The organism is Chitinophaga sp. 10T418 (genome assembly GCF_056394125.1).
Genome location: NZ_JBFTHG010000001.1, coordinates 455,261 through 470,302, shown reverse-complemented (window position 1 = coordinate 470,302; position 15,042 = coordinate 455,261). Strand labels below are relative to the sequence as shown.

14 protein-coding genes are annotated in these 15,042 nt (G+C 45.5%); 7 read left to right on the top strand and 7 right to left on the bottom strand.

Annotated elements, in window-relative coordinates; translation table 11 throughout:
• Positions 1-87: 87 nt before the first annotated feature.
• The 3 genes from AC1DCV_RS01970 to AC1DCV_RS01960 all read right to left on the bottom strand — a co-directional run bounded on the left by AC1DCV_RS01970 (position 88) and on the right by AC1DCV_RS01960 (position 4,722).
• Positions 88-2,022 (bottom strand): hypothetical protein, encoded by a 1,935-nt coding sequence (locus AC1DCV_RS01970; RefSeq protein ID WP_477021589.1) that lies wholly within the window; start codon positions 2,020-2,022, stop codon positions 88-90.
• Positions 2,023-2,350: 328 nt separating this feature from the next.
• Positions 2,351-3,997: an FAD-dependent oxidoreductase gene (locus AC1DCV_RS01965; protein ID WP_477021588.1), complete on the bottom strand. Its 1,647-nt coding sequence runs from the start codon at positions 3,995-3,997 to the stop codon at positions 2,351-2,353.
• Positions 3,994-4,722 carry an SGNH/GDSL hydrolase family protein gene (locus AC1DCV_RS01960; protein ID WP_477021587.1) on the bottom strand — a complete coding sequence of 243 codons (729 nt, stop codon included), beginning with the start codon at positions 4,720-4,722 and terminating at the stop codon, positions 3,994-3,996. Before AC1DCV_RS01960 ends, AC1DCV_RS01965 begins: the two co-directional genes overlap by 4 nt.
• Positions 4,723-4,916: 194 nt before the next feature.
• On the opposite strand from AC1DCV_RS01960, the gene AC1DCV_RS01955 reads away from it, so the two are divergent.
• The 3 genes from AC1DCV_RS01955 to AC1DCV_RS01945 are packed head-to-tail and all read left to right on the top strand — an operon-like array spanning position 4,917 to position 6,820.
• A complete protein-coding gene (locus AC1DCV_RS01955) occupies positions 4,917-5,570 on the top strand; it encodes a FadR/GntR family transcriptional regulator (RefSeq protein ID WP_477021586.1) in 654 nt (217 codons plus the stop codon).
• A gap of 10 nt (positions 5,571-5,580) precedes the next feature.
• A complete protein-coding gene (locus AC1DCV_RS01950; protein ID WP_477021585.1) occupies positions 5,581-6,414 on the top strand; it encodes a sulfite exporter TauE/SafE family protein in 834 nt (277 codons plus the stop codon).
• 10 nt (positions 6,415-6,424) lie between these two features.
• Entirely contained in the window at positions 6,425-6,820 is a 396-nt protein-coding gene (locus AC1DCV_RS01945; protein ID WP_477021584.1) for a DUF1634 domain-containing protein, read from the top strand.
• A gap of 2 nt (positions 6,821-6,822) precedes the next feature.
• Here the strand turns inward: AC1DCV_RS01945 and AC1DCV_RS01940 are convergent, their stop codons facing one another.
• Entirely contained in the window at positions 6,823-7,215 is a 393-nt protein-coding gene (locus AC1DCV_RS01940; RefSeq protein ID WP_477021583.1) for an acyl-CoA thioesterase, read from the bottom strand.
• Positions 7,216-7,397: 182 nt separating this feature from the next.
• Complete coding sequence (locus tag AC1DCV_RS01935; RefSeq protein WP_477021582.1) at positions 7,398-8,186, bottom strand: TerC family protein; 789 nt, start codon at positions 8,184-8,186, stop codon at positions 7,398-7,400.
• Positions 8,187-8,375: 189 nt separating this feature from the next.
• Between AC1DCV_RS01935 and AC1DCV_RS01930 the strand changes: the two genes are divergently transcribed.
• The gene (locus tag AC1DCV_RS01930; RefSeq protein WP_477021581.1) at positions 8,376-9,500 is read left to right on the top strand and encodes a fatty acid desaturase family protein; all 1,125 of its coding nucleotides are present in this window, start codon (positions 8,376-8,378) and stop codon (positions 9,498-9,500) included.
• A 78-nt stretch (positions 9,501-9,578) separates the two neighbouring features.
• Here the strand turns inward: AC1DCV_RS01930 and AC1DCV_RS01925 are convergent, their stop codons facing one another.
• Together AC1DCV_RS01925 and AC1DCV_RS01920 are read right to left on the bottom strand one after the other, a co-directional pair.
• On the bottom strand, positions 9,579-11,054 hold the full coding sequence (locus AC1DCV_RS01925) for an RICIN domain-containing protein (RefSeq protein ID WP_477021580.1): 1,476 nt from the start codon (positions 11,052-11,054) through the stop codon (positions 9,579-9,581).
• Between the two features lie 265 nt (positions 11,055-11,319).
• Positions 11,320-12,156, bottom strand: a complete 837-nt coding sequence (locus tag AC1DCV_RS01920; RefSeq protein WP_477021579.1) for a helix-turn-helix domain-containing protein — start codon at positions 12,154-12,156, stop codon at positions 11,320-11,322.
• Positions 12,157-12,259: 103 nt separating this feature from the next.
• Here AC1DCV_RS01920 and AC1DCV_RS01915 point away from each other — a divergent pair, with 103 nt between their 5' ends.
• The 3 genes from AC1DCV_RS01915 to AC1DCV_RS01905 all read left to right on the top strand — a co-directional run bounded on the left by AC1DCV_RS01915 (position 12,260) and on the right by AC1DCV_RS01905 (position 15,015).
• On the top strand, positions 12,260-13,324 hold the full coding sequence (locus AC1DCV_RS01915; RefSeq protein ID WP_477021578.1) for an SDR family oxidoreductase: 1,065 nt from the start codon (positions 12,260-12,262) through the stop codon (positions 13,322-13,324).
• A 240-nt stretch (positions 13,325-13,564) separates the two neighbouring features.
• Positions 13,565-14,182, top strand: coding sequence for a hypothetical protein (locus AC1DCV_RS01910; protein ID WP_477021577.1), 618 nt, complete (start codon positions 13,565-13,567; stop codon positions 14,180-14,182).
• A gap of 101 nt (positions 14,183-14,283) precedes the next feature.
• Positions 14,284-15,015: a hypothetical protein gene (locus AC1DCV_RS01905; protein ID WP_477021576.1), complete on the top strand. Its 732-nt coding sequence runs from the start codon at positions 14,284-14,286 to the stop codon at positions 15,013-15,015.
• The last annotated feature ends 27 nt before the right edge of the window (positions 15,016-15,042 follow it).

The window sequence follows — 15,042 nt, the reverse complement described above, 5'->3', positions numbered from 1 at the left end:
GTGCCGGGTGTAAAGATTTTCCTTGTGAATGAGGTAAACCCTTGAATGAGACTGGCTGTTATAGTCAGTCTCATTCTTTATATGTAGCTACTGTACCATATTCATCAACCAGGCATCCAGTCCTTCTTCTTTGCCCAGCCCCAGTTTTTGCTTAATCCGGTAGCGCGACATCAGGATACTTTTTGGTGCTACGCCCATCCTGGAAGAAATTTCTTTGGTAGATAAACCCATGGATATATAAGAGCAATGCTTCAGATCCAGGCGGGTCAAAGTATTACCAGCCTTCTCCTGCAGGCGGCTGAAAAATTCCGGATGAATATTTTCCAGCTCTGTCTTCGCCGTTTCAAAGTCTTCATCCATACGCCTATGCTGATCTATCATACGTGTAATTTGCCCTACCAGGTTGCGATCGCCCGATTTTTCAGAGAGTTTCTCCTGCAATGTTTGCAGCAGTTCATTCTTCTGTTCTACCTGTAAAGCTCCGGCCAGTAAGTCTTTCTGCAGTTGTTCTTTCTGGGCCTGCATCAGTTGCTGTTCGGCCTGTAGCCGCGCGGCTTCCTCACTTTGGAGTCTTGCCTGCAGGGCGGCTTCCTGTTTTTCCAGTGCCAGCGCTCTGGCTTCTTCGTCCTTCAACCGCATCTGTAATACGGCATCCTGTTTTTCTTTTTCCAGCAACGCCTGCTGTTGAATAGTAGATTTCAACCGGAAATGATAAGAACGGAAAAGAAATACCAGCACCAGTATACAGGCCACTATCAATATCACATATACGATGTTCAGCTTTTTATTGAAAGCCGCCTTTTCCTGTAATGCACTCAGCTCCTGCTCTCTTTGCTGCGCCTGGTACTGCGCTTCCAGTCTTTTGGTGATGGACATTTTTTCTGCGTCAAAAGCCGCTGCATAATATTTACTGTGCTCACGGGAGTAGTGCAGCGCCCCCAACAGATCTCCTTTCTTTTCCGCCACCTCCGACAAAGCACTCATGAGATGCGCCATCACCTTATTATCGGGAGAAGTAGACCTCAGCAAAGTTTCTAACCCTGCCATTAAAAAATGGGAGGCACGATCATAATGCCCGTCTTCTATTTCAAAGCTGCTCATCATTCCATAACTACTGGCGATGACCTCCTGCTGATCAGTAGCGGTACCTATTTCCAGGGAAATTTGCAGATAATGCAGGGCAGAATCGCGGTAGCTGCGTGGAAAATATTCCGCATACAGATTAGCGGTATTCAACGCTACCAGCCCCAATATACTCGGAAAGCTGATCCTGTTCTTATTTTGCTGGTAGTATTGTATGGCGATACGGTTGTAATACAGGGAGGAATCCAGCAGCTTCCGGGCACTGGTATCACGGGCAAACCGGTTCTCATAACTGCCGGCAATAGCCTGGTAAGCATTACACATATCATCCGGATCGGGGAAGCGCTTTGTGGCATCGAGGGTTGCAAAGGCGTAGCGCGACTGGTTTTCCAGATCATCCCAGTCTGCATAAATGGAAGAAAGATTATATAAAATACTGGTCTCTAAACTGTTTGCCGGTTGCCCAACACCATACTTTAATGCCTGCTGAAAGCTCTTCACGGCATCATGTGGCTTGCCTATCCTATTTTCCAGCCATCCTTTCCGGTACCATACATTCTCCATCGTCAACGGATCGCCTGACTGCTCTGCCAGCAGAAAAGCGCTGTCCAGCTGTAGCTGCACCCTCTTCACTTCTTCCTGTCCAAACATTAACGACACCAGGGAAGAATGACATTGTGCGGCATACTTACTATCCTTTAAAGAACGGCTCATCGATAAAGCTACCTGCGCATTTGCAAGCGCTTCTTTATGATCATGGCTTATTAAAGCACGACTCAGTTTCAATCTTGTTAACACCTGTTCCTCCGGCGTTAACGTCCGTTGCGTCAATACCTGCTTTAATGAATCCAGCACGGTTTGGGCATCTAAAGTAGCAGTAGATAGCAGGCTAATGATGGCACATAACACAAATACCAGCCTCCATTTGATACAGTTCATCCTGCAAAAATACTATTTGTAGTTGTTTTGTAGATATAAAAAAAGGAATGCTGTAGTCACCTTGTAGATACTACAAATGCCTGAAGTCCGCTACAGCACTATATTTTTGCATCAGAGTTCATTTATGGAAAAGGATCATATGGAAAAATTGAAAAACCGGCATCCTACGCCTGAACTTACCAACGCATATATACGGCCTTTCCTCTTTTGTTAATTTACCCCCAAATTCTTTTTTTACTTCATTATAAAAAAAGATAATGCAGTAAACCGGGTCAATACCGGTTTACTGCATTTTTAATGAATAGAGGGATGATAGAACACTTTACGCTTACAGTCCCGTTTCCAGGTGCTGCTGATCTTTCAACAACTCCGCTTTTAATTTTTCGTAATCGACTTCCTGCACCGCCTTATTTTCTGTAATCGCCAGTACCGCAGCCGTGGCAGCACTTTGCCCCAATATCATAAATACGGGTTCCATCCGGATAGAGCCATAGGCAATATGGGAAGCCGACACACAAACAGGTACCAACAGATTACTGCATTCCTGCTGATGGGGTAGTATTGCCCCATAAGCCACTTTATATGGCGCTTTAATATCCACACCTATATCTCCTTCATTTTGTACAAAGCCATCTTTTTTCACATAGCGCTGCGCGTTATGCGCATCCAATGTATAAGAGCCCATGCCGATAGATTGAGGTACCTCGCTTTTACCGACAACGGTCTGCTCTGTCATCACAAACTCCCCTTTCATACGCCGGGCTTCCCGGATATACAGCTGATGCGGCCAGTTCCCATTATCCTTAAACTCATCGGCCGATAAGCCCCATGTTTTCATACGGGCCTGAATAGCCGCCGGCACCCGGTGATCGTTGGCCAGAAAATACAGGAGTCCCTGTTGATACACTTGATGCTCCCGGATAATTTCCTTTCTGCGGGCATAGCTTCCCTCCGGATAGTCGTAATTCATGCCGATATTATCCATGCTGAAAGGACCATGATTATTCACATCGGTTTTATGATTGGGGATAAGATCAAATTTATTAAATACTTCATTCCAGCCACTGTCCAGCACCCGGCCCAACAATTCATACTTAGCAGCATCATACCCGACCGGTTTGGGAAAAGATATCCGGTTGGCAGCGTTATCGGTCAGGCATAAACGAAAACAATAAGCCTGGATTCTATGATCCGCTGCTCCCTTTTCACCCGGATTTTCTGCGGATACACCCGGTAACAGCCCACTGCCGGCATCTCCGGCAATTCGGTAAGGACTGATCTGCTGTTTAAAATAATGCCCGTGATGCAAAACGCCCGTCTGTATTCCATTCCAGGATTCGCCATAAGTAGCATTTGCCTCCCGGCCCACAGTATAACTCACCCCTGCTGCTGCCATCAGATCGCCTTCATAAGTGGCGTCAATGAATATTTTACCGCTGTAAGTATGCCCACTCAAAGTAGTGATCGCCTGTATTTTGCCGGCCTTCTTTGTTACCCCCTGCTCCCGGTTCAGCCACTCGTCTCTGTAAATAACGAGGTTATTTTCCCGGACATAATCTTCCATCACCTGCTCTGCCACATGTGGCTCAAAGATCCACATGGTGCGTGCAGCGCCATCCATAGCTGGCGTACCTTGTCCCTTATTCCCGTACTCAGAAGGCTTTTGCCAGTTCCAGGCGGATGGTTGCTGATAATGCAGCCAGATACGGTGATAGAAATCCCGTGCCAGGCCACCAATAACAGATTTATTACCAGTATCAGTAAAGCCGAGTCCCCCGGAAGAGAGGCCACCCAGATGTTTATCAGGAGATACTACGATCACACTTTTCCCCATCTTATGTACTTGCACGGCGGCGATGACCGCAGCAGCAGTACCACCGTAAATAATCACATCTGCCTTATAAACAGGCACAGTACCCCGGGAAAATAATGTGGATAACAACAGTGCCGTGATCAGTAAACCTACTTTTCTCATGCAAATAATAATTTTTTAAGATACGCGGGATAGCTTTTCCCTTCTATGCCACCATCGCCAAAAGTGATACTGTCACCGAAACAAACGATCCGGTTGCGGGGCAGCTTTTTCTGTTGAATGTATTCGAAAATGGCCACTGCCATAGTTCGGTAGCCTGCGGGTGTTGGGTGTACACCATCTGTTACATTACTGTTGGCAACATTTTTAATCAAGCTTTCTGCTCCTTCACCGATGTCGCCTGTTTGCTGAAAAATAAAATGCATATCCAGCAGATCCTGCCTGTAATCTGCCGCCACCTTGCGGATCACTTCATTCACCTGTCGTTTTCGTTCGGTATGACCTTCCGGTTCATAAAAAGCAGCCGGGTGACGGATATGCAAATAGGGCTCATATACCGGCAGGATAGTCATCAGCAAAACCCGGCTTTTAATAGCCACTATTTTTGATACGATCTCCCGCAGATTTTTTTCATACTGCAGTAATGGAATATGCTTGCGGGAATTCATATCATTGGTACCAATCATGAGAATGGTCAGTTCCGGTTTATGTTCCAGGCAGTCGGGCGTTATGCGGCCGAGCAGATCCACGGTATTATTGCCGCCTATTCCGGCATTTACAATAAATCCCTCGTTAGTGGCAGCATAGACGTTGCCAGGAAAATAAGCGTCGGGTAAAGAAAAGGTAGCAGTCAGCAAACCAGCTTGTAGAAAATTTCTGCGATGCATGCTTAGTACTTTATTTTAATGCCGTTGCCGGCTCCGGAGTTTGAATAGGTAAGATAATAATCTCTCTGTACAAAAGCAGGAAATGTTACAACTATGTTGTACACAGCGAAAAACAAATGCGCTTTTCTCTTTTGAAAAATAAAACATCTGATGTTTAACTAAACATCATACCTTTGTATTGTAAATGTGAATTCATGGATCAGACATCCAAATTATCAGACCGCGTCATCAACGCCATACAGAAAGATATTTCTCAGGGGAAATACAAGCCTGGACAGAAAATACCGGCAGAACCGGAACTGATGGTGCAATACGCGGTGGGCCGCTCCACCATCCGCGAAGCAATTAAAACCCTGGCCATGAGCGGGGTACTGCGGGTACAACAGGGCGCCGGCACCTTTGTGAATGAAACCATTAAAGCGGAATCGCTGGACCAGCGCCTGCGCCGGGCAGACTTCGAAGAAATTAACCAGGTAAGACGTATGCTGGATTATGAAATCGTAAAACTCGCAGCAGAAAATCATACCAAGGAAGATATCCAACAACTGAAACTCCTGCTGGAACAACGCAAAAAAGCCATCCTGGAACAACAATACCAGCAATGCATGGATGCAGACATTGCCTTTCATACTGCCATCGCCAAAGCTTCCGGCAACAACGTACTGGCAGACCTGTTCCGCAGCTTCACTGCCGTGATCCGCGATTTCTTTGCTAAGCGCGACACTCAAAGCATCAGCCATTTTGCAATCAGTCATCATTTGCATGAAGCTTTATATAAAGCCATCAAAAGCGGCAACGCCAAATTATCCAGGCAGGTAATGGAAGATATCCTGGACAACAATTATTAAATTTTGAAAGATGAATATTCTGATATTCAGCGTTATCCTGTTGGGAAGCGCTTACATGGCAGGGCTTTTAGGTTCCATCACCGGATTGGGCGGCGGCGTAATTCTCATCCCCCTGCTCACACTTATATTTCACGTAGACATCCGTTACGCCATAGGTACCGCGCTGCTGGCGTCTATCGCCAACTCCTCCGGTGCCGCTACGGCTTACATAAAAGAAGGTATCACTAACATCAGGCTCGGCATGTTCCTGGAAATAGCCACCACCGCAGGTGCGGTGGCAGGTGCACTCATCGCCGTGTTTATGCCGGTTAATGCCATTGCCATTTTACTGGGCGTGGTACTTATATTTTCTGCAGCCATGACCATCCGCAAAAAGAATGTACATGCAGAACAAACCGGCAGCAAATTATCTTACCTGCTGAAGCTCAACAGCAGCTATCCTACACCTAATGGTGAAGTCAATTACAAACTGAAAAATGTAGGCGGCGGATTTTCTATTATGTTGGTCGCCGGCGTGCTCTCCGGCCTGCTGGGCATTGGCTCCGGTGCGTTGAAAGTGCTGGCAATGGACAGTACCATGCGCATTCCTTTCAAAGTAAGTACCACTACCAGCAACTTCATGATAGGTGTTACTGCGGCGGCTAGTGCAGTGGTATACCTGCAGAGGGGATATATAGATCCGGGCATTGCTTTCCCGGTGATACTGGGTGTATTGGGCGGCGCCTTCACAGGCGCGAGAATACTCACCCTGATTAACCCTACTACGTTGCGGATCATTTTTGGGGTGGCCATTACGTTTGTAGCCATAGAAATGATCTATAACGGATTACATCACCAGTTTTAACAACAGCAGCATGAAACCTTTGAAGAAATTATTAGTAGATCGAGATATTGAATTATTCATTGGCCAGGTACTGAGGATAGGCGTTATCACAGCCAGCTGTATTGCGCTGCTGGGAGGTATCTTATACCTGGTACAGCAAGGTGCTGCCAGCATTCCGGAGTATAGTGTGTTTAAGGGAGAAGGCGCGGATTACACCTCTTTCCGGGGCATCTTCCATGGTGTAGCTACCGGCAACGCCACCGAAATAATACAACTGGGCGTACTCGTATTACTGGCAACTCCCATTCTCCGCATCTTTTTCTCCCTGATCGCTTTTGCTATAGAAAAAGATAAGCTCTATGTGGTGATTACCATGATCGTACTGGGCATCATTCTGTTCAGTATGTTCGGCGGACTGAAAATATAAATTTATTCTTCTCTCAGTCGCTCATCCGTATACGTGATAGCAGTTCTGCCATGTGGTACGGGTTTACCATATTCATCTACACTAACAAACACCATTCTGTCCACCGTGAGAATCGTTTTCTGCGTAATCTTGTTTCTCACCTGGCAGGTAAGGGTAAGTGAGGTACGGCCGAAGTGGGTGGCCTTGATGCCCAGTTCCACGATATCGCCCTGTTTGGCAGAGTTGATAAAGTTAATTTCAGACATGTACTTTGTCACGCAGCGATTGGTCCCTAGCTGAATAATGGAATAAATAGCAGCTTCTTCATCGATCCAGCGCAGCAGGCTGCCGCCAAATAAAGTTCCGTGTGCATTCAGATCCTCCGGCTTTACCCATTTCCGTGTGTAAAAGTTCATGACGATAGTTTTGTTCCTGGTAAAAAAGCAAAGCTATTCCATTCTTTCATACGATGTACCACTTTTCCGGCTAACCTGCAAATTATTCTGCCATGGAAGTTAATTATCCGGGAAAGCAGTACACCCCAATAAAATCGTATGCCCTTTCCCGTTATAATTTTATTCTTCAGCAGATGAATAACTTATTTATCTTTTTCCGGTAATTCGGGCGAATGTAGCTTCACTGGCTTTTCCGAACGTGATCTCATTTTCAGGTTCAGTACTTCTATAAATACGGAGAATGCCATCGCGAAATAAATATATCCTTTGGGAATATCCTGATCAAAACTTTCTGCAATCAGGGAAACACCAATCAGCAACAGGAAAGACAACGCCAGCATTTTCACTGTAGGATGCCTGTTAACGAAATGACTGATGGATTCTGAAGCCAGCATCATCACACCTACTGCTATCACCACAGCAGCAATCATAATCTCCACATGATCTGCCATCCCCACAGCGGTGATGACAGAATCCAGCGAAAACACAATATCGAGTAATAATATCTGCACAATTACCTGACCAAATCTCATGGCTTTTCCTTTTGCTTCTCCATGCTCTCCACCTTCCAGCTTTTCATGTATCTCGGCGGTACTTTTGTAGATCAGGAACAATCCACCTATCAGCAAAATAAGATCCCTGCCGGAAATAGCCATCTTTTCCAACCAATCCGGATGTTGTATACCTATCCAGTCACCCACATTAAAAAGCGGTTTTGTCAGCGACATGATCCAACTGATAGATAACAGTAATAAAACACGTACAAACATAGCCAGTCCCAATCCCAGGCGCCGTGCTTTCTTTTGCTTGTCTGCCGGCAGCTTCCCTGCCAGGATAGAAATAAATACAATGTTATCAATACCAAGTACTATTTCCAGTACGGTTAGCGTCAAAAGACTAATCAGCGCATCTGCGGTAAGCAAGTGTTCCATAATTGACAGTTATATATAGGTTGTTGCATGTGCAAACCGTAATATACTTTCTTTTTCACTAGTGATAAAATCTGCTAAATACCTGCTAAAACAAATTACCGTACCTTACACCCATTACACAATGAATAGCATTTCTTCCTCCTGCTTGTTTACAATTACATACTTCTGTTTCCTTATTAAAAGATGAAAATGAAAAAAGATGAATGGCATATAGTGCGCTTTGCTTCGCGCGGTAATAACAGCTTTATAGAAGCTGCTATGGCTGCAGTACAGGAATATTTCACCGAAAATAAAATTTCTATTTATGCCAATAGAGAGATGTGGATTAAAACTATCGTGATGCTTTCCCTGTATTTTGTACCGTATACTTTAATGGTAGTAGGTGCCGGCGCCGGTAATATCTGGCTGTACCTGGCGTTGTGGTTGCTCACCGGGCTGGGCATGACTGGCATAGGCGCCACCATCATGCACGATGCTAATCATGGCGCCTTTTCTCCTAAAAAAAGTGTCAATAATTTCATAGGCCATATATTGGAAGTAATCGGCGGATATGCCGCTACCTGGAAAATACAGCACAACGTGCTGCACCATACCTATACCAACGTAACCGGATTAGATGAAGATATTGATAGTATCAAATTTCTGCGTTTCTCTCCCAACCAGCCACGCCATTGGTATCACAGGTATCAGTTTATCTACGCCTGGTTCTTCTATATGCTGATGACCTTATTCTGGATGACCGCCAAAGATTATTTACAGGTACTGCGTTATAAAAATCATGGCCTGCTCGTAAAACAAAAAGTTTCATTAAAACAGGCCATGTTCAGAATTTCCGTATTCAAGGTATTCTACTATGGATATATTCTCGTATTACCGTTATTATTTTCCGGTATGCCCTGGTATTGGGTGCTGACGGGCTTTTTCCTCATGCACTTTACTGCAGGACTATTACTCGCCTGCATTTTCCAGCCTGCGCATGTCATGACTTCGTCTGAATTTGCTACACCGGTGGTAGTGGATGATGTGAAAAGAATGGAAAACAGCTGGGCCATCCATGAAGTCGTGAATACGACCAACTATGCCCCGCGCAGTCGCGTATTATCCTGGTGCATAGGCGGATTAAATTACCAGATCGAACACCACCTGTTTTCCGGCATTTGTCATGTACATTACCGGAAACTCGCCCCTATTATAAAGGCAAAAGCGGCAGCATTTAATTTACCATACCAGGTACAACCTACTTTCATACATGCCTTGTGGGAACATGGCCGCATGTTGAAACAACTGGGTGTTGCCGGTGGCCGCAAACATTAATTAATTAAGAAGGAGACTGTCTGTAGACAGCCTCCTTCTTAATGTTCTTCCGCGAAAAACCCGATGATATTTTTGTATTTATAACTTTACGATCTGCCATTGCTGATTGGCATTACCGCTCCAATACCACTGAATAATGTCCGCACCATTCGTGTTGGATGCACCGTTTACATCCAGCGCCAGCCCACTGTTGACATTGGTCACCTGGTAATATCCAAAGCCCATATCCACCACTTTCCATTGTTGATTGGTACCGCCCCAATAATCCCACTGCACAATCCCTGTGCCCCCGGTTGTAGAACTACCATTCACATCCAGCGATTTATTACTGTTACGGTTCGTGATGGAGAACAACCCATTACCCAGACTGGTTAATTTCCATTGCTGATTTGTACCACCCCAATAATCCCATTGCACAATGCTTCCACCGTTGGTAGTCGAAGAACCGTTAACATCAAGGCCTTTATTACTCTGCCGGCAAACAACCTTATACCATGCACTGCCGTCAAATACTCCGGCAGGCTGCGTAATATTGTTATTACCCCAGGCATACTGCAAGCGGGACAGTCCTGATGCATTATTGGTGGTAACCGTAGTACCACTTAATGTTAATAAGCTGTAACCATCTCCATCTCTTAATCCGGGCCAGTACACACAACCTATACCGCGGGAACGCACGCGGTTGGTAATTCCCTGGAAGTAAGCAATCTCCCGGTCCTGCCCCGGCGCGCCCAGATAATCTTTTCCATTAGTCATAGGAATACCAAACTCTGTGACCACTGTTCTTTCCGGGTAACTGATGCCTGATATCGCCGACTCCCAATCAGCTACCGTTGTTTTGCTGTTATCAAACCAGGTGTAGTCATGATAGGATAATAAACAGGTATTCAACCGACTGTCTGCACCCACCCCATTCACATCGCTCGCATATCCGGCCCCATCCAGCAGTATCCTGTTTTTAGGCACATTGGGGTAATGTGTGAGCCAGTCTGCATACAAATTGTTCAGATTGGATAAACTATAGCCATGCGGTTCATTAAAGACTTCAAAATAAACATTGCTGTTATTGATGTATTTATTCACTACTGTTTGCCACATATTCCAGAACTGTGTAGTGTTATCAACTACACCGTCGCGGGAACTGCTTCCTTCCCAGTAACACAGAATTACTTTCATGCCACTATTGGCCGCAGTGTCAATAGCAGCGGTATAGCTGCCCCACCAGGCTTGCAGCACGGACGGTGGATTAATCGGCATGCGGATGGTATTGGCGCCCCGTTGCTTAAAAGCATTAATAATATTAGCTGCTTTGGTTTTGGTGGTGGCGTAACTGTCGGAAGATACCAGTCCGCTTGGTACTACAAAATCATCTTTGAAGTTGTCTGCCGGATCCGCCCAGTTAACACCTTTGAAGTCGGAGGAGGCTGCCTCCAGCAGTGAAGTAGTGGTAACAATTTTCTCCTTTGTCAGGCTGTTCGGGATGTTTTCCTTCATATTTTTTGAACAGCCGAAAAAAAGGAGGGTCAAGGGGAGATAGAATAGTAATCGTTTCATAATTAAGCACTTTAAACGTGAAAGATGAGGGTTAATAATATCAGCTTAGTCGTGGAAATAACGTTGGCAATATAAGGCTGTTACCCAAGGAGGCCGGGGGAGAAAATCGTTTAAAACAGGGGGTAAATTAGTATTCGTTTAAAAGCAGGAGACAGTGATCAACGCAGATGCGTATTCTCCTGATATATTTCGTCAAATGACTTTCCCTTTTTGTTTTTGTATGATAGTGAAAAACCGTCGCTGCGGATTACAGGCGGTGTCTACGCTAGGAAGCCTGTACCTGCTCACGGTAGGCAGAGGGACTTACTCCATGATATTTCCGGAAAAATTTATTCAGATGACTCTGGTCGTTGAATCCCAGTTCATGACTGATTTCCTTCAACGAAAAAGCACTATAGTGCAACCTGTTTTCCAACAGGTGTAATTTGTACTGGTTCACATATTCCCGCAGTGTACTCCCGGTTTGTTCCTTAAAAAAAGCTCCCAGGTAATGTTTCGAGTATCCGAAAATTTCAGCCAGCTGCTCTATCTGCACTTCATCTGTTTGATGTATATGTTCATGAATATGATGAAGAATAGCTGTTACACGGGCGCCGTTAGCAGCTCCTTTTTGCGGTAACTCGTTGTCACCGGCTTTTTTAATCATGGTAAACAATGCCTGTAGCAGGAAGAAAATGGTTTCGTTATTTTCATCCTGCACTGCCTGCCATTCTGTAGTGATCAGCTTCACCAGCTGCTCCATCCTGCTGGTATCAGCACCAAACATTCTTTGCTCACGGGCCTGCAGCAGTAATTTATCTAATTCCTGATTCCAGCTTTGTTGAAACCGCAGGTGCCCGCTCCCGTGGAGATATACGTTGGTGAACTTAATAAAGGTAAAAGTGGTGGGTGTGGTGATCTCAAAGTGATGGGCATCACAAGGTGCCAGCAAAAAGAGGCAAGGACCGGTATAAGGATAATTCATCCCTGATATACAATGCGTACCCCTGCCCTGATGCACAAAAATCAGTTCAAAGTGATTGTGGTTATGCACCGGATGTTGCCATTCCGTAGCTGTAAAGTGCGATACTTTCAGGTACTCAAGTTGTATGTATCTCTTCATTCGTTGAAATATACCAATTATCCCCCGTGATGTACAAATGTGGTGATCTGCCCGGTAGCGATCTTTGTGTTATCAAAATCGATACTAAAAATACAACAGTAATATGGAACAGCATAATAATCGGAAAGTAGCACTGATAGTAGGTGCACAGGGAGTAATAGGACGTAATTTATCTGACTACCTCTTAACACAGCAATCATGGGATATTATTGGTTTATCCAGAAGAGGTGGAGAAGATACGGCGCAGGTAAAACACATTGCAGTGGACTTAATGAGCCGGGAAGACACCCGCGAGAAACTGGGACATCTGACTACGGTAACGCATATATTTTATGCCGCTTACCAGGACCGCGACAGCTGGGCGGCACTGGTGGCACCTAATATGACCATGCTCAGGAACGTAGTCGAAGTAGTGGAACCCGTAGCTACACAATTACAGCACATCAGCCTGATGCAGGGATACAAAGTATATGGCGCTCATCTTGGTCCGTTTAAAACGCCCGCCCGTGAAACCGATGCCGGTAGCTTCATGCCACCGGAATTCAACATGTCGCAGCAGCATTTCCTGGAAAATATGCAGCACGGAAAATCCTGGACCTGGTCAGCTATCCGCCCTTCCGTAGTAGGTGGATTTGCACTGGGTAATCCTATGAACCTGGCCATGGTCATTGCTGTATACGCTGCCATTTCCAAAGAACTGGGTCTCCCACTCCGTTTCCCGGGCAAACCGGGTGCTTATCATAAGCTGATGGAAATGACAGACGCGAATCTCCTGGCCAAAGCCACCACCTGGGCGGCAGAAAGTCCTGCCGGCACTAACCAGGCATTTAATATCAACAATGGTGACCTGTTCCGCTGGTCCGACCTCTGGCCGCGTATTGCCCGCTACTTTGGCCTGGAAGCAGCAGATCCGTTACCGATGCAACTCGATGTAGTCATGGCAGATAAAGAACCGCTGTGGAATACGATGATGGAAAAGTATGGTCTGAAATACAGCTACGCAGAAGTTTCTTCCTGGAAATTCGGGGACTTTGTGTTCTCCTGGGACTACGACTTTTTTGCCGATGGCTCCAAAGCACGAAGAGCAGGATTCCACGGGTTTGTAGATACCGAAGCGATGTTCATGGAGATTTTTGACAATTTCAGAAAGATGAAAGTCATTCCGTAATGATTTCAACAGATAACTGATAAAAAGAGAATGTCGTTACGAATGTAATACCGTCAAAAAGTAGAACACTTTCCGGGCATGCATTGGTAACGGCTTCTTAATAATCCTGGTATGCACCTGCTTACCCACCACTTCATTCCTGTTTACGCCCTATCCAGCGTATCCAAAAAAATAATTAAATGGTTGTTTCCCCTGCATAATTAAATCACGACTAATAGCATACCTACAAAAAATTATGCTATGAAAAACATCACAACATTCACCCCGCAAAAGCTGGTTTCATTAGCCAGCCAACTGATTTATGGAGATGCCTACCCCAACCCTGATGATCCCCAGCCACCCGGTCCATGGGGCCCTATCATCCGTCAGGCGCTGGAGTCTATGGTGACATTCGGATTAGGTGTCCAATCCTGGCGGATTATTGCCAGACGCCGCCCCGAGGTATGGGACATCTTCGGCGGCGGACCGTTTTCACATGTTGCCCTCAATCCACAACCCCTTCCACCAGGTATTGTCTTTGTTCATTCACTTGCCAGTGCGGTAATTGATCGCGTTCTTCTCATACATGACGTAGCCGCAGCCGTTCAGCCCAACGAAAGTCAACAATCTGTCGACTTCGTAGCGCATTATCTTAACAGGTTCGTGGATGACCTCTGCCCAAATCCGCCCAAAATTAAAAAACCGAAAGGCCCCTATCCCCCTGATCCGGATCCTCATCCTGAATGGTCGGCAGTTGAACTGGCTGTAGTGGCCCTGGAGTTTCAACAGGCCGCAGCAGCTACCGATAATAAAAATCTGCAACAAACTTTTCTGGCAGCTGGTGAAAAGCTGCTTGAAACAGGAATGGAGCGGCTATAATTCTCCGCCTACTCACTCAATCCTGTAAACGGCTAACTGAAGTTTTTCTGATATGCTTTTACTATAAAACTTTGATGAAGGACCTCTTAAAACATTGACAGATGAACCCCTCCAAAATATTATTCGTCTACCTGCTGATCATCAGCATATTATCATGCAAAAAGAATGACAATGTGGCTGAAATAAACAACGATGATATAAATCAGACTATCGAAACCCGCAATGGTATTACCTATAAGGTATTTGTCAAGAATAATGTGGCTGATTTCAAGGGGATACTGGTAATGGGCAGCGGGAATGATGAAAACCACCCATCACCTGGCAGCATGGAGGGCGCTCCGGAAAATGATCTGTGTAAAAGAGCGGCGCAAGGTAATTACGTTGCAGCCATTGTACAATATCGCAAAACACCTGGATTGGCCGATTGGAATGCAAGCGCTAAAATGATCGGAGACGATTACGATAAATGCATAAATGCATTGGCCACCAAATATAGCATTGATAAAAACAGGTCCGTAATAGGCGGCTATTCCTATGCCAGCTTTATGCTGCTTACTTACACTGCCGATTATGCAGGACTTGCTTATTGCAAAGGCCTGCTGGCAGCCTGTGGCTCCACACAATCCACCTATTTTCATCTGCCTGTATACAGCATTGTCTGCAGCGGTAATAATGAAGGTGACCTGGCCGGCAAGGCGCTATTTGATGCCATACCCAACAGCTCTCCTTTTAAAATATTAAGCGAAGGCATCACGGATAACAGTTGCAATAGCCATTGTGGCGGTAACTGGACAGATAAACTATATGCTAAAATGGTAAGCTGGCTGCAATAATACATTTAAAGTGCAGCGCAATCAGAT

Excerpts from the sequence above, each read along its gene's own strand:
- AC1DCV_RS01945 (WP_477021584.1), top strand. The coding sequence starts at position 6,425 with ATGAAACCTTTGAAGAAATTATTAGTAGATCGAGATATTGAATTATTC.
- AC1DCV_RS01930 (WP_477021581.1), top strand. The coding sequence starts at position 8,376 with ATGAAAAAAGATGAATGGCATATAGTGCGCTTTGCTTCGCGCGGTAAT.
- AC1DCV_RS01920 (WP_477021579.1), bottom strand. The coding sequence starts at position 12,156 with ATGAAGAGATACATACAACTTGAGTACCTGAAAGTATCGCACTTTACA.
- AC1DCV_RS01925 (WP_477021580.1), bottom strand. The coding sequence starts at position 11,054 with ATGAAACGATTACTATTCTATCTCCCCTTGACCCTCCTTTTTTTCGGC.
- AC1DCV_RS01970 (WP_477021589.1), bottom strand. The coding sequence starts at position 2,022 with ATGAACTGTATCAAATGGAGGCTGGTATTTGTGTTATGTGCCATCATT.
- AC1DCV_RS01955 (WP_477021586.1), top strand. The coding sequence starts at position 4,917 with ATGGATCAGACATCCAAATTATCAGACCGCGTCATCAACGCCATACAG.
- AC1DCV_RS01965 (WP_477021588.1), bottom strand. The coding sequence starts at position 3,997 with ATGAGAAAAGTAGGTTTACTGATCACGGCACTGTTGTTATCCACATTA.
- AC1DCV_RS01950 (WP_477021585.1), top strand. The coding sequence starts at position 5,581 with ATGAATATTCTGATATTCAGCGTTATCCTGTTGGGAAGCGCTTACATG.
- AC1DCV_RS01910 (WP_477021577.1), top strand. The coding sequence starts at position 13,565 with ATGAAAAACATCACAACATTCACCCCGCAAAAGCTGGTTTCATTAGCC.
- AC1DCV_RS01940 (WP_477021583.1), bottom strand. The coding sequence starts at position 7,215 with ATGAACTTTTACACACGGAAATGGGTAAAGCCGGAGGATCTGAATGCA.
- AC1DCV_RS01935 (WP_477021582.1), bottom strand. The coding sequence starts at position 8,186 with ATGGAACACTTGCTTACCGCAGATGCGCTGATTAGTCTTTTGACGCTA.
- AC1DCV_RS01905 (WP_477021576.1), top strand. The coding sequence starts at position 14,284 with ATGAACCCCTCCAAAATATTATTCGTCTACCTGCTGATCATCAGCATA.
- AC1DCV_RS01915 (WP_477021578.1), top strand. The coding sequence starts at position 12,260 with ATGGAACAGCATAATAATCGGAAAGTAGCACTGATAGTAGGTGCACAG.
- AC1DCV_RS01960 (WP_477021587.1), bottom strand. The coding sequence starts at position 4,722 with ATGCATCGCAGAAATTTTCTACAAGCTGGTTTGCTGACTGCTACCTTT.